14 protein-coding genes, 1 tRNA gene and 1 pseudogene are annotated in these 13,577 nt (G+C 50.5%); 8 read left to right on the top strand and 8 right to left on the bottom strand.

Going from position 1 to position 13,577, the window contains the following annotated elements; all coding sequences use genetic code 11:
- Positions 1-83 precede the first annotated feature (83 nt).
- Together ATW55_RS06805 and ATW55_RS06800 are read left to right on the top strand one after the other, a co-directional pair.
- The gene (locus ATW55_RS06805) at positions 84-1,217 is read left to right on the top strand and encodes a citrate/2-methylcitrate synthase (protein ID WP_067714598.1); all 1,134 of its coding nucleotides are present in this window, start codon (positions 84-86) and stop codon (positions 1,215-1,217) included.
- Between the two features lie 109 nt (positions 1,218-1,326).
- Entirely contained in the window at positions 1,327-1,539 is a 213-nt protein-coding gene (locus ATW55_RS06800; protein ID WP_067563865.1) for an alpha/beta-type small acid-soluble spore protein, read from the top strand.
- 153 nt (positions 1,540-1,692) lie between these two features.
- Here the strand turns inward: ATW55_RS06800 and ATW55_RS06795 are convergent, their stop codons facing one another.
- Complete coding sequence (locus ATW55_RS06795; RefSeq protein WP_082685627.1) at positions 1,693-2,118, bottom strand: CBS domain-containing protein; 426 nt, start codon at positions 2,116-2,118, stop codon at positions 1,693-1,695.
- A gap of 62 nt (positions 2,119-2,180) precedes the next feature.
- Positions 2,181-2,612, bottom strand: a complete 432-nt coding sequence (locus ATW55_RS06790) for a hypothetical protein (protein WP_067714591.1) — start codon at positions 2,610-2,612, stop codon at positions 2,181-2,183.
- A gap of 113 nt (positions 2,613-2,725) precedes the next feature.
- Here ATW55_RS06790 and ATW55_RS06785 point away from each other — a divergent pair, with 113 nt between their 5' ends.
- Together ATW55_RS06785 and pstB are read left to right on the top strand one after the other, a co-directional pair.
- The gene (locus ATW55_RS06785; RefSeq protein ID WP_153005041.1) at positions 2,726-2,941 is read left to right on the top strand and encodes a DUF3905 domain-containing protein; all 216 of its coding nucleotides are present in this window, start codon (positions 2,726-2,728) and stop codon (positions 2,939-2,941) included.
- Between the two features lie 162 nt (positions 2,942-3,103).
- On the top strand, positions 3,104-3,856 hold the full coding sequence (gene pstB, locus ATW55_RS06780) for a phosphate ABC transporter ATP-binding protein PstB (protein WP_067714584.1): 753 nt from the start codon (positions 3,104-3,106) through the stop codon (positions 3,854-3,856).
- 51 nt (positions 3,857-3,907) lie between these two features.
- Here the strand turns inward: pstB and ATW55_RS06775 are convergent, their stop codons facing one another.
- A complete protein-coding gene (locus tag ATW55_RS06775; RefSeq protein ID WP_160327183.1) occupies positions 3,908-5,170 on the bottom strand; it encodes a M23 family metallopeptidase in 1,263 nt (420 codons plus the stop codon).
- A 136-nt stretch (positions 5,171-5,306) separates the two neighbouring features.
- Between ATW55_RS06775 and ATW55_RS06770 the strand changes: the two genes are divergently transcribed.
- A complete protein-coding gene (locus ATW55_RS06770) occupies positions 5,307-5,963 on the top strand; it encodes a hypothetical protein (RefSeq protein WP_067714576.1) in 657 nt (218 codons plus the stop codon).
- 48 nt (positions 5,964-6,011) lie between these two features.
- On the opposite strand, the gene ATW55_RS06765 is transcribed toward ATW55_RS06770, so the two are convergent.
- Entirely contained in the window at positions 6,012-6,875 is an 864-nt protein-coding gene (locus tag ATW55_RS06765) for a zinc metalloprotease HtpX (RefSeq protein WP_067714572.1), read from the bottom strand.
- A 137-nt stretch (positions 6,876-7,012) separates the two neighbouring features.
- On the opposite strand from ATW55_RS06765, the gene ATW55_RS06760 reads away from it, so the two are divergent.
- Positions 7,013-7,732: an FAD-dependent thymidylate synthase gene (locus ATW55_RS06760; RefSeq protein ID WP_067714569.1), complete on the top strand. Its 720-nt coding sequence runs from the start codon at positions 7,013-7,015 to the stop codon at positions 7,730-7,732.
- 334 nt (positions 7,733-8,066) lie between these two features.
- The gene (gene speD, locus ATW55_RS06755; protein WP_067714566.1) at positions 8,067-8,456 is read left to right on the top strand and encodes an adenosylmethionine decarboxylase; all 390 of its coding nucleotides are present in this window, start codon (positions 8,067-8,069) and stop codon (positions 8,454-8,456) included.
- Between the two features lie 96 nt (positions 8,457-8,552).
- Here speD and ATW55_RS06750 read toward each other — a convergent pair whose 3' ends face one another.
- Positions 8,553-9,005: a PepSY domain-containing protein gene (locus ATW55_RS06750; RefSeq protein WP_067714563.1), complete on the bottom strand. Its 453-nt coding sequence runs from the start codon at positions 9,003-9,005 to the stop codon at positions 8,553-8,555.
- A 350-nt stretch (positions 9,006-9,355) separates the two neighbouring features.
- On the opposite strand from ATW55_RS06750, the gene ATW55_RS06745 reads away from it, so the two are divergent.
- A tRNA-Ala gene (locus tag ATW55_RS06745) sits at positions 9,356-9,430 on the top strand.
- Between the two features lie 410 nt (positions 9,431-9,840).
- Here the strand turns inward: ATW55_RS06745 and ATW55_RS06735 are convergent.
- The 3 genes and pseudogenes from ATW55_RS06735 to ATW55_RS06725 form a co-directional block, all read right to left on the bottom strand.
- Positions 9,841-10,029: pseudogene (locus tag ATW55_RS06735) on the bottom strand (transposase domain-containing protein); the annotation flags it as partial.
- Positions 9,945-10,814, bottom strand: coding sequence for a DDE-type integrase/transposase/recombinase (locus tag ATW55_RS15735; protein WP_235587035.1), 870 nt, complete (start codon positions 10,812-10,814; stop codon positions 9,945-9,947). The gene ATW55_RS15735 and the pseudogene ATW55_RS06735, both read right to left, overlap by 85 nt.
- 421 nt (positions 10,815-11,235) lie before the next feature.
- Positions 11,236-11,952: a DUF6431 domain-containing protein gene (locus ATW55_RS06725; RefSeq protein ID WP_153005039.1), complete on the bottom strand. Its 717-nt coding sequence runs from the start codon at positions 11,950-11,952 to the stop codon at positions 11,236-11,238.
- Positions 11,953-13,577: the final 1,625 nt, after the last annotated feature.

Raw genomic sequence — 13,577 nt, 5'->3', positions numbered from 1 at the left:
TGCTTTCCATGTTGTGGATTGCATTGGCAAGAGTATAATGAAGATGATGGATTGGTCTAACCTGAAGCGGCGGAGGGAATCAAATGTCTGAATCTCATTTTTCAGAGGGACTCGAAGATGTCGTGGCTGCATCCAGTGAAATATGCTTTATCGACGGGGATGAAGGCCGTCTCGTCTATCGCGGCTACGATATTCACGATCTGGTCGGCGGTGGCAGTACGTTTGAAGAAGTCATTTATTTGTTGTGGCACGGCGAACTTCCTTCAGCAGAGCAACTGCAATCTTTTCGTTTATCGCTTTCTTCCGAACGAGCGCTCAGTCAAGGCGCAATGGAAGTATTGAAAACGCTCCCCAAAACGGGAAATGCAATGGAAATGCTAAGGACGCTCGTTTCTGCCTCAGGACTTTTTGACCCGGATGATGGGGATACCTCTTATGACGCGAGTGTCCGGATGGCAGTTCGGCTCGTCTCGCAATTGCCAACGATGGTCACCGCGATTGAACGCTATAAGACAGGAAAACCGCAAATTGATCCGCGTAAGGATTTGAGTTTGGCAGGGAATTTTCTATACATGTTAACCGGGTCAGAACCAGACGAGAGGGACGCGCGAGCGCTTGATATCGCGCTGATTTTGCATGCGGATCACGAATTAAACGCAAGTACGTTCTCTGCGCGCGTAACGGCGGCGACCCTGTCGGATCTCTACTCTGCGATCACGTCCGCCGTCGGTACGTTAAAAGGCCCGCTTCACGGTGGCGCCAATGAGCAAGTCATGTTGATGTTAAAGGAAATCGGTGATTTGAAAGGCGCTGAAGCGTGGATCACAAAGGCGCTTGAAGAGAAAAGGCGCATCATGGGATTTGGCCATCGCGTATACCACACAGAGGATCCGCGCGCAACGCATCTTCGCCGCATGAGCCAGGAGATGGGCGAACGCAAAGGCAACACGACGTATTATGAGATCTCAAGAGTTGTGGAGTCGGTCGTTCGAGAGAAGAAAAAACTCAATCCCAATGTCGATTTTTACTCAGCGTCCATGTACTACATGATGGGCATTCCGATCCATCTTTTCACACCTGTATTTGCAGTCAGTCGAATCTCTGGCTGGACGGCGCATGTCTTGGAACAGTACCGCCACAATCGTTTGATTCGTCCGCGCGCCGATTTTATTGGAATCAAGCGCCGCGATTTCGTGAAGCTTGAGGATCGACGGTAGGATTGATTGGACAAAAGCGAGTTTGCTGAAATTGCGTTGATCCACCAAAAAGTGACAGTGTAGTGAACTCAATCGCGGGTACACTATCATCACGAAGGAGGTGGTCAGCGTGGCACAAGGACAAAAGTCCAACACGCTCTTAGTCAAAGGCGCTTCTCGCGCTCTCGATCAGTTGAAGTATGAGGTTGCAGGAGAGTTGGGTATCCAGACACCGCAAGACGGATACTGGGGTACAATGACGACTCGCGACACAGGCGCGATTGGTGGTCACATCACCCGCAAACTCGTCGCTCTTGCAGAACAGCAACTCGCTGGTCGGTAATTTTCCGGTCTCTTTTCGGTGACAATTGAATACGTTTGTCGGGCTCCTCACTGCGGTGAGGGCCTTTTTATTTGCACGGATTTATACAAAAAAACGGTGCGCGCACCCAAATGATGGACTCGCGCACCGCAATATTGAGGAATGATCAGGTGTTTAGTGAACCTGTGTCTGTTCAGAGATTCCGCTTAAGGCTTCTCCTGCTTCGTTGACGTGAATATCGACAACAGCCAGATCGCCCAAAGCACATACCCCGCAGAGTGTGCCGTTCTCGATGACTGGGAGCCGGCGAATTTGTTCCTTGGCCATGATGCGTGCTGCCTCATGCGCGTCTATTTCAGGTGTGCAAGTAATTGGATTTTTCGTCATGACGGTTGCAACTTGGGTCTCGCTGCAAGACTTTCCTTGTGCGACACACTCCACGACGATATCGCGGTCTGTTATGATCCCGACAAGTTTGCTTCCTTCGACCACTGGGATCGAACCAACTTTTTCTGTTCGCATTTTTTTTGCCGCATCTTCACATGTCGCGTTTGTTGCGCACGTCACAACATGGGATGTCATTAAATCCCGTACCTTCATGCTCATTCCTCCTGTCGCATTTTGTAATGGAACAGGAGTAGTGTACGCGTTCTTTACGTGCTCTACTCTTGAGAATTTGTCTTTGCACGGTGTGATCTTCTGAGCGCTTGTCTCCACGGAAAATGGAGCAGGGGTCCATAGAATGCCCAAAGTCCAAGCACCGCATGAAGCGCGTGATCAAGCGGGAGTGAAGCGATGGGCAGGCCGAAGGGATTGACTTTACCTGTGACACCCATGAAGATCAGCCAGGTTCCAGCGCTGACGCTGTAGATCGTTTGTGTGCGTTTTGCAGAGCGCGCCGCAATGAGTCCGCCAAGCCCCAGAATGAGATGAATGACTGCCATCTCGCCTGTCAATGTGAAATACGTTTTCAAGCCGAGTGGAAAAAAGCCCGCGAGGAAAAAAAGGATAAATATCCAACCTGACGTGCGGCTGTAGGTATGTTCTGGACTCTGCTTTCGTGATTCGGCAGGTTCTTCGGGAGAAGGGTTCACGCGATCACACCTCCTATCTTTTTGTCCATTTGTTGATCTATATCGGTCAAGCCGTCGACATATGCATTCTTGAAGAAGTGAAAACCAATACTAAATTCCTGGAGGTGGTTATGGTGACAAAGGAGCCTAAAGCGCCGTTTCGGGATACGCCACTTGACACGTTTGATGAGCACACCGATCCTAGCATTTTGTCAGGCGATCAATACGCGAGTGATCAGGATCCTGGTTCGACACGCGCGATTTACGAAAAAGACATTGAGGATTTTCAGGCACAGACCATGTTGGGACGTTTCATGCACCCAGAACACGATACATCCATGAGAGATTGACGACAGGCGCACAGGAAAATGAAAACGATGTGTCGCTCCATTGCGCATAAGGCTGTCCCTCTCGTAAAATGAGTGGGACAGCCTTGTCGCGTTTTTGTGTTGTTGACGACGGAGCCCCTTTGTCCTCTTTTTCTGGGGGTTTTTCTGAATGGAGAAACATACATGGGAAAAACAGTAACTGCAGAGAATGTATCCGCATACTTTGGGACGCATCGTGTATTGAATGACGTATCCCTTACGATGCAGGCCAATCAGGCAACTGCAATTATTGGGCCGTCGGGGTGTGGCAAGTCAACGTTTGTTCGCTGTATCAATCGCATGCATGAGACGGTTCCTTCTGGAAAAATGATGGGGAAACTTTTTCTGGAAGGAAAAGATATCTATAAAATGGACCCCGTGACGGTTCGACGCAATATCGGAATGGTCTTTCAAAGGCCCAATCCTTTCCCGACCCTTTCCATTTTTGACAATGTGGCGGTGGGATTGCGGTTAAACGGCTACGCAAAGCGGTCCGTGATCACAGATCAAGTTGAAAAATCGCTGCGCATGGCGGCGCTCTGGGATGAAGTGAAGGATCGATTGCAGAAATCGAGTACCGGACTTTCAGGGGGGCAGCAGCAGCGACTGTGCATTGCGCGTGCGCTTGCGCTTGAGCCGGATGTGCTGCTGATGGATGAACCGGCGTCCGCGCTTGATCCGATCTCGACGCTGAGGATTGAGGAACTGATTGAGGAGATAAAACAGACCTACACGATCGTGATTGTGACACACAATATGCAGCAGGCTGCGCGTGTAGCAGATACGACCGCATTTTTCCTCTCAGGTGAGATGGTGGAACACGGACCGACAACACAAATTTTTACAACACCGCGCGATCAACGTACAGAAGACTATGTGACAGGTCGATTCGGTTAAGCTCAGTACACGGCATGTCCGAATAGGGACAGGGCCCTACTCGGACATGCGTCAGTGTTTGGTTTTAATTTTTTTGGATTCGGGATAGATCACCACTTGTGATTTTCTCTCCCACTGTTTGAGTAATGGATAGGGATCAAAGGCCCATTCACGTGTTCCTGTATCGCGATACACGCCAAAATGGAGATGGGGTGGAAATTTCCCGGATGTGCCTGGCTTTCCATACCCGCTGCTGCCGACGTAGCCAATCACCTGGCCTGGGCGAACGATCGCGCCTTGCTTGATTTGTTTTGCATAGGCAGAAAGATGTGCGAAGTAAAAGTATTGATTGTCGGCGGATCGCAGGCCAATTCGCCAACCTCCAAGCCGATTCCAGCCGATCAGTTCGACATAGCCGTAGCATGTGCTAAGAACAGGTGTCCCATAATCTGCAAAAAGATCTGTGCCCTCATGGATTCGTCTGCCTCCAAAACTTCTGCCTTCGCCCCACGTATCGCGGAATGAATAGTTGTATCGCTTGTGAAGGGGAAAGCATCTTGCGGTTAGCTGTGTCGTCTGGAATTTTCTGTAGACATTGGACAGAGCGAGAATTCGTTCAACCCCGGCAGGGTTATTTAGGGTATTCCACAAAACGTTCATCTGATCCTGTTCGGTTGGCCCTCCACTGCGAAGCCACGCGGCAATCGCTTCGACACGGTCGTATGGGTCGTCTTGGAGCGCTTTTTGATCGTTGTCGCCGTCACGTCCGCGACCTTCAAATAGGGCGATCCGTTTTGGATTGTCATCATTCTGTACAGGATTAAACAGTCCTTGCCAAAATGTCGTCGGAAAGCGATAACCGGTGATTGTGATTGGTTTTCCCTTTGGTCGCACGACGCCAGGAGGCACTTTTGTCGTCGTTGCGCCGTACACATCAAGCCCTGCAAGGAGATACCAGGGAATACCGTTACGGATGGATGCCCTGCGGTACCAATCCGGAATGGCTTGTGTCGCTTGGTCGGATGCTGCATGTACAGGGAGTGACTGCCGCCTTGATTCGTGTGGCACGTCGGTGGCGGCGTATGCCGATAAGTTGCCGCAGAGCAGTGGAAAAGCTACAAGTAAACTTGTGAGTCCAGGAAAAGCAGCGCGAACGAGAGGGGACGGCTGCCTTATTCTTCGGTTTGTGACGCGTAGCATGATGACCACCCCGCTCTTCGAGCTCATCCGTGTGGATGTTGCCGTAAAGGTTATGCGGTGAATCGAGACGGATTCTTCCGCGCTGTCCTCTAGTGTGCTCGCAAGGTGTGGATTGAACACTGTCAAATATTGCACGCATGTCACGCATTGCGGCATCGCATACCCCGTTCGCATGGGGGAACACTACGGTCGTACTTTTTTAGAATCCGCGCAAATCTCTTCGGAGAATCGTGGACGTACAACCCATTAAACCCCACAGGAGGCGTCGCCCTTGAATTCCATCCAACAGCAGTTGCAACACAGTCAACAACTCTGTAGCAATGCAATGAATCTTTGTCAGCAGGCCTCACAGCAACTCCAACAAATTGCCCAATCGGTTGCGTATCAAACGACGCAGTCGACATTTAGCCAACCCTCGTATCAGAGTGCCCAGTCTTCAGGATCTTTGGGCCAAGGCTCCATGGGCCAGATCATGCAGGCGGATCGCAGTTATGAGATGCGTGAGGGGACACCGAGTTACAATAATTACAATACGATGTCCCGCAGTCCGGGGTATGGTTCATCGTATGGGCAGAGTTCTTTTTATGGGTCGACGGGAAACGTTCAGTCGGCGATGCAGGCGGATCGCAACGATGCGACGCGCGAAGGGACAGCAAGTTACAACAATTACAATACCATGTCTCGCAGCCCGTACAGTTCTACTTCTCAGAGTGGTTACACATCGTCTGTGGGAAGTGGATCCCAATACAATTCTGCAGCGGTGCAGTCCGTTTTGTCGGCAGATCAAAACATTTCAGAACAGGGTTCATCTGCAATGAATTCAGCCACGTCGGGTTATGCTCAGTCATCTTACTTTGGACAAGGGCAAAACGTAAGCGGACTGTCTTCAGTGATGCAGGCGGACCGTGGGCAGAACATCGCATTTTAAAGGCACTTTATAAAAAAGACTGCCGCTCATTGCGCGCGGCAGTCTTTTTTATGCGATGCGCATCAGGCGAAGACGGCGAATGCGTTCTTCTGTAGGGGGATGGGTGCTAAAAAGTCCAGCCAGGGTTTGACCGCGCAGCGGGTTGACAATGTAAAGGTGAGCGAAAGCGGCGGCGGCTGTTGAAGGCGTCTCGTAGGCCGACCGGTTTGACGTGCCAAAACGCGAGGTGTGCCCAAGCTTTGCCAGAGCGTCAGCCAACGCGTCAGGATCGCGCGTAAGGTGAGCGGCGCCGGCGTCAGCCTTATATTCGCGCGAGCGTGAAATAGCCATTTGAATCATGGCGGCGGCGATTGGTGCGAGGATAATCACGACGAGATCGGCAAAGACATTCTGATTGCGTCGGTCATTTCCCATACCAAAGTAAAGACCCCATTGCAGCATGTGTGCAAGCCACGTAATCGCACCGGCAAGCGTTGCGGCAACGGTTGCCACGAGGATGTCGTGATGGCGGATGTGTGACATCTCATGTGCAAGAACACCTGTCAGTTCGCGTTCTGTCAAAATGTCGAGCAATCCCTGATTTACGACGACGGCTGCGTTCTTAGGGTTTCTGCCTGTCGCAAAAGCGTTTGGCTGCTGTGAAGGCGCAATCAGTACGCGCGGCATGGGCAATCCCGCCCGCGTCGACAAGTGGCGAACCGCTGCGTAGAGGGTAGGCGCTTCACGCTCCGTGACGGGTTTTGCACCGCTCATTGCAAGGGCGACTTGATCGCTGAAAAAATAGCTGAAACCATTCATGGCAACTGCGACGACGAGTGCGATCGTCGCGCCGCCGCGACCGAACAGCGTGCCGATTAAAACGATAAATACGGTGAGGATGGTCATGAGCATCCACGTCTTGAGTGTGTTCATGCGAATCCCTTCCTTGTCTTATCTCTCTGTTCAGTATACCATCATTTCCGCGTGAAAATCGCCGTGGTTCTTGAACAGGATGTGATATAGTTTGATAGACGCTGTCGCTATGCATTTATTCAATCGAGGTGAGAATCGTGGAAAACTTTTCGGTATCACTTGTTCGCTATACGGATCCAGACCGCCGGTCTCTCGCGCACGCAGCGGCGGTCTATTTGGGAAAACCGGATACAGATAACCGCAAACGTCCTATCAATATCATAAAAAAAGGCGACACCCTTGCGATTTTTCGGGGGGAGTCGGCGCGGTTTGAGTTTCGCACATCAAAAGTGGTATATGACCACTTGGTGACCTATACGACACTTAATATGCGCGCGTGTGGTGGTCTGAGAGCGAATGAGGCGACCGTGTTCATCCCTCCGGCAGAGGATGATGATCCCGTTTATAAAGAACTCGGAGAGGCGCATCTCAAAGCGTACAGAAACCTCGTTCACGGTATTGATCCGCAAACGGAAGACCCGATGCAAAAGAAGCGTCTGCAGGCGGCGCGCACAGTTGCCCCGATGTCGGTTCAGCTTCACTACTTGTTGGATTTTAATCTGACAAGCTTGATTGAAGCAGTTTTTCCTCAGAGGATCTGGTCCCCGGGCGCACAGATGGATACGCGCCAGGTTGTCGAGGCGATGTTCAAACTCGTGCGTGAACAAGATACAGAACTGTGGGATACCATTTATGACTACTACGGTCCTGAGGCACACGCGTGGAAGCGAATGCGGATGAAATTGAAGCGGGAACAGCCGGAACTTTATGAAAAGCTGATGAGCGACTATGGCGTGATGCGTTCGATGTGGGATTAATCTGCGACGATTGCCTGTTGTTTAGTCGCTGAATTCTTTGGAATGCGCCAAGAACTTCTAAGTAACGTTTTTGGCGATTTCGGATATGTTAGATGTTGTAGCTGTCGTCGTTGAACGATTTCTGTCTATTTTCGTTAGAGGTTGCAAATTGTTTAGCGCCACCTTATACTAACACTCGTACCTCACGTCGATATCTTTAGTCTGACACATAGGAACCAGCATCCTCTTAAAGGGTTAGGACCTCACAGGACTAACTTTCCCCCGTGGTGGATTGCCCCGGTCCCGCCGTGCTTGGGAGGGCACGGGCAACTCTTAAAAAGGGGGGCGTTTTGTTATGGATACAGCAGGACGTCATGTCATTGCAGAATTATGGGGTTGTAATGCCGATATTTTAAACGACTTTCATGGAATTGAGCGAGTCATGGTCAGTGCGGCGCTCGAATCTGGGGCTGAAGTTCGCGAGGTGGCTTTCCACAAGTTTGCACCGCAAGGTGTGAGCGGTGTGGTGATCATCTCTGAATCGCATCTGACCATTCATAGTTTTCCGGAGCATGGATATGCAAGTATTGATGTCTATACGTGTGGAGATCGCATCGACCCAAACGTAGCGTGTGACTTGATCACAAAAGCGTTGGGGGCGACGCGCCGCGAGTCAGTTGAGTTGCCGCGGGGACTTGGTCCAATTGTGATGCCGAATCAAAAAGTTGAAGTGCTTCAATCGTAGAGTGACAGACGGCGGCGAATGCGGCTGACAAGTGATTGCGACGATTGCAGTTGTGCACCCCAGGGAAGTATCCCAGGGGTGCATTTTTTGATGGGACTAAAAGTGTTTCGTGTGATGTTTCATATGCATTTGTCGCATGCCGAGAATCTTGCCGTTTCCTGCATCGATGATCACCATGTAGCGCGCATCTGGCTTTGTCAACAACGCGATGTAAACGAGGTTTTGTCTCATCACATGCAGTGTGATCTCTTGAACTTGACTGCCTTTGACCTCTTTTAATGCCGACGCTTTGGCCGCTTCAGGGGTGATGCGTGCAAACGGAGCTAGGACCCTGTTGAATGCGTCGCGTGCGGCTTGCATGGCCTGGTTGACTGATTCCTGAGGAACCTGCACGGAGCTTTCGGTCACATGGTGTTCGCGTCCAAAGTGCACATGTCGCTCCGTCTCTGCAAAGGAAGGAAGCGCGGTTGTAGCAGACAATACGGCGATGGCGGAAATGCTTGCCGCCATGTGTAGAAGTGTTCGTTTTGCGCGGGATGTGTTCTGCATTTTTGATAGACTTCCTTTCTCTGTCATTTGGATAGCGATGGGCAAGGCATTCCCACAGTTTCCCCGAGTTTGCTAAAAATACTCGGTGTCCTCCGTAAAGATAAGTTTGGATCGATGGTTTTTGAAAGGCACATCGTGAAAAAGCGGTGGTTTTCAGTTGTGTTTTGTGCGTTGTCGTTGTATACTACCGTTTGTGTTCGCTTTGCGGAGCAGTAGCTCTTTGAAGCAGTAATGATTGAATGCATCGCCGGAATTTGTAATGTTTTTACGTGGGGAATTAGCTCAGTGGTAGCACACGATGGCTGATTGCACTACCCCACTTGGAAAAAATTTCTGGGCTGCTTTTACATGGGGAATTAGCTCAGTGGTAGAGCACTGCGCTGGCAGCGCAGGGGTCAGGGGTTCAAGTCCCCTATTCTCCACCAAACAATGAACAGTGCGTGGTGAATCGTTCTCGATTCTGACCGCGCACTACGTGTATATAGAGCTGTGGTGTAGTGGCCTAACATGCCTGCCTGTCACGCAGGAGATCGCGGGTTCGAATCCCGTCAGCTCCGCCACAAAGAGGCCCTCAAATTCCGCCCTGCGGCGTTTGAGGGCCTTTTGTATACGCGCATTTCTAGTTTGATTTTCGCAATGCCTCTATACGCGTACATCGATCGCGTCCTCACTCCGCCGCGCCAGCGGCAGACTCGTAGTCGGGAAGCAATCGTGATACTGTTTGTTTGAAACGTACAGCCTCGGGACTAACCTCTTGCTGTTTATAAGTAAGCGTAAAATAGCCACCACGTTAATGAAACGTAGCGGCTAGAAATAGTACGTGTATCGGTCAAGATCACTTGTTTTTCGCAGCCATGTTCCATGGCAGTAACGTGTTCATCGCTTCCGGATCCTCAAGGTCGATGTTCGGCATTTGCTCAAACAGGAATTGAAGATAGGTCAATGGATCGAGCCCGTTTTCTTTCGCCGTTTCAACGATGCTATACGTGATCGCGCTCGCCCGTGCTCCTCTTGGTGTATTTGACAATTCCAGACGAGTGCAGGCTCCACTTCGTACGTATTTCCTTGCACTGAAATACAGGCTGTTTTGTCTACCTTTGCTTGTGCCGTCCATAAAAACGCCTGCTGTAAGACAAGCGGGTCGACGAGTCGCAGTGGCCCAGCTTCCTGCACCACTTGGGCGGGACGCTTTTTCAACGTACTGTGCACACGTTGGTGGTACATCTGTTCAAGCCACGCTTGAAAGTAAGTGTTCAGATCATCTAGGTTTGCAATTTTGCCTTGTCGCACACACAACTCCGCTTCAGGACGAAAGGCACGTTCGACATAACCGAACCACTTTTCAATCTTGCCGCGTCCCTGGGGCTGGAATTTAGTAGAGTGGATGACTCGAAATTCCAAACGGGCGGCGATTTCCGTCAGGTGTGTCGCTTGAAAGACAGGTCCATTATCGCAATAGTATTTTTCTGGGGTTCCGTATTTCGAAATCGCTCTCTTCAGGGTTTCCTCGAGCGTCGGAAGATTCTCCCGGAAAAAGTAAGAGGCCTCGCAGATATATCGCGATTTGTCGTCAAGTACCGCAAACAAACGGGCGACGCGCATCTGGCCGTTCATTTGCGGGTCAGGGACGCGTAACGAATCGCAGACATCGCTTTGCCAGACTTCGTGGACCCGTGTGGCTGTATAGCGTTGCCACACCTGAGATTTGCGAATGGCTTTGGCACGAGCCAGGCCCGCCTTTCGTAAGTGCGCGGACAGCGTGCTTCTCTTCAAAAAGCCTTGTGGGACGATTCCTTCCACTTCAAGCATGGTAATGAGTTGCTCAACGGTGCGTGCCGGTTGCTCCCGGCGTAATCCTAGTGCTCGGTCAATCACTCCCTGTGGCAGAGCGCGTGGTCGGTTATGGTCATCGCGCCCTTGAGGATATAGAGCGTCGAGCCCGCCTCTACGGTAAAGCGCCATGTACCGCTCCAGTGTGCGAATGGAAAAACGTTTCTGGTCTCCCCCTGGTACGGCATACGTTCTCCTTGCTGCCTGTTCCAGCTGTGCTTGCAGTGCGCCACGGTGTGCATTTTGAAGCAGTGGCGCAATCAGTTCATAGCGAAACAGAGCGATTTGGCGTCGTTCATGCTCATTCATGAAATCTCTCCTCAACATTTGGGATATTCCCATTGTTAAGGCGTCGCGCTGTACGCACTAGAGATCACTTTGTGTGGGATGAATCCGCAGTCTACGGAAAATGACCCGGTGAAAGGCCATACGAAACCCTGTTCACCGACACCGATGGGGAGAACAGATAGAGCATGGTGCGCAATGCGTTCCATGCGGCGCTAATACCGGACCCGCCGACGTCATGCCATTGTTCGCCCATTGCATAGAAAAAGCAGACCGTTCGGTCGCGAACTGAATGCGGAATACTTGGGATGAGACACGCTGGTTGCACAGACAGCATCAATGCGGAAAATCGGGGCGCAATGCTCTGGATTTGCTGTGAACCACGGATGTACCATCGTTTCAACGTCTGCATAGATAGTGGGCCCAAAGGAGAAGAAATCGTTTCGGACACTTTGGTATAGCTCCGCCCGCTGCCAAGTTCCGACACCACGGCGTCCTGTACAGAAATGGCGACACGTTGGTAAGGGGCGACCGTTTCTGGCAGCAGACCGAATGTCTGGTTACACGCGGGACAATGGCGACGATGAATGCACAGGAATTCGCTAAAGTGCTCAAAATGGATGGAACGGGGATAGAACCCATGACCATGCGTCCGCGGATTTGCGCAGTGAATACAAGGTTGGTCTGCCGGCAGGAGCGACGCCACCCAAGATAGATAGAAATCTTTCAGATGACCCGGCATGATTGGATTGACAGGAAGACCAATGAGACATACGATGGGCATGTGAGTTGCCTCAGGGCAGTCGATTTGGATACGGATGAAGGCCGTCAAACCAATACATCCGTGGTCCAGCCAAATGAAAACGCCACTTGGAACCTACCCGGTCCTTGTGGCGTTTTTCTACAATAAGTGACAAATCCCTGCTACATCTACACAAACGTAGACAAACCTCAGTCGATTTGCCCAGTAAGTAAGGGATATGTCTGTTCTACGCTACGCTTCGCACAGACATATCCCTTTACCGACAGAGATTCATAGCAACTATGCCGTCAACGGTGTCATCCAATGCGAGCATAAACACATAACGATGACTATCCCTAAAAGCCAATCGAATGTTTATCTGCCGACCTGGAATTATGTCGCAAAGAAATTCCAGCCAGGCAATAAGAACGGTTAATTCAACGGCTATGAATCTAAGACGCATTCTCCGTTCGAGAGAACGACTGTTTTGTAAAAAGGAACCGCAATTTGCTCGGTGGGATTTAGGAGGTCGATCAAGTGGGTTTCCAACATGAGTACATCGATGTAAATGGTACAGGCATTCACCTGTTGGTCGCCAACAACCTTGCAAAACTGGTTGATTTTCTTCCCAGGATTAGGAGTAACCTCTGAGCAGTTCATTTCCTTTTCACGGGACGGTAACAAGCAGAGCGTCAATGTTATTGCTGTCGATCCGCCAGGACATGGGCTATCAGGGAGTTCGGATGGTTGAATGCTCGCAAACCAGTATTAAGTCGATATGGCAAGCTATCATCGATTAGTACACTATAAATCGGACCATTATCGGTGGGCATTCATACGGTGCTTGCTGCACTCTCAAAATCGCCAGTTCATCGACCAATACGTCTTTAATGCTTGGGACGATTTCATCAATGTTGTGCGTACTTCCTCAAAGGTGTGGAATGACGATGTTGAACTCATGAACCGATCACAAATGCAGGAACAAGGAGAGCAGATTCGGCTACGTATCGACCTTGAGTCCTCTGTTCAGGCGTCCATGCTCGCTAACAGCTTCTCGCCAACGAACGTTAAGCAAACAAGTAAGCCCCGTATTGCTATTGAGAGCCACAGAGCACCAGGAACTAGATCCTAAACAGGTTGAAGTCTCAGAACGGCTCGCAAGGAATTTGCCCAATCTTCGTGTAGTCACGGTGCAAGACAGTGAACATGACGTGGTTTGGGATAATCCGACATTTACGCAGGAATCTGCATGGCAGTTTGTAGACGCAATATTCCACTATGCTACATTTTAATACATGATTCGCATACTGTTCCATGGAAGTTGTCGACGACCAGTCCTTACTGGATGTGGTTCTGAAGGCAACAGATCAATCCCATTGACAGCGCGGGGTTGCTACATGCACACAACGAAACGGGAACATCACTCTTAATGAGTGAGGGACGTGGTGTCCCCATAGCGATGAAATTCGTGAAGGGATGCCGGATAATTGCATCGAAACGAAAACGAACAGTAAAGAGCAACGGTTAGTTTCTGCGTAATCATGCTGTCGGGCAGTTTACCTCGAAATTTTCCTGATGCGTAAACGGGCTTGATGGCTCGTGTCCATTACATATTATGGATGAACTCTGATCCGTGGCCCGTGTCAACTCACGTAAAAATCTTACCCAAGAGCAATGGCTAACTCATTTAAAAATCTTACCCACTCCTTCCCTTT

Source organism: Ferroacidibacillus organovorans (assembly GCF_001516615.1).
Lineage (GTDB): Bacteria > Bacillota > Bacilli > Alicyclobacillales > SLC66 > Ferroacidibacillus > Ferroacidibacillus ferrooxidans_B.
The sequence above is the reverse complement of the archived record's forward strand: the minus strand, read 5'-3'. Positions and strand labels throughout refer to the sequence as shown.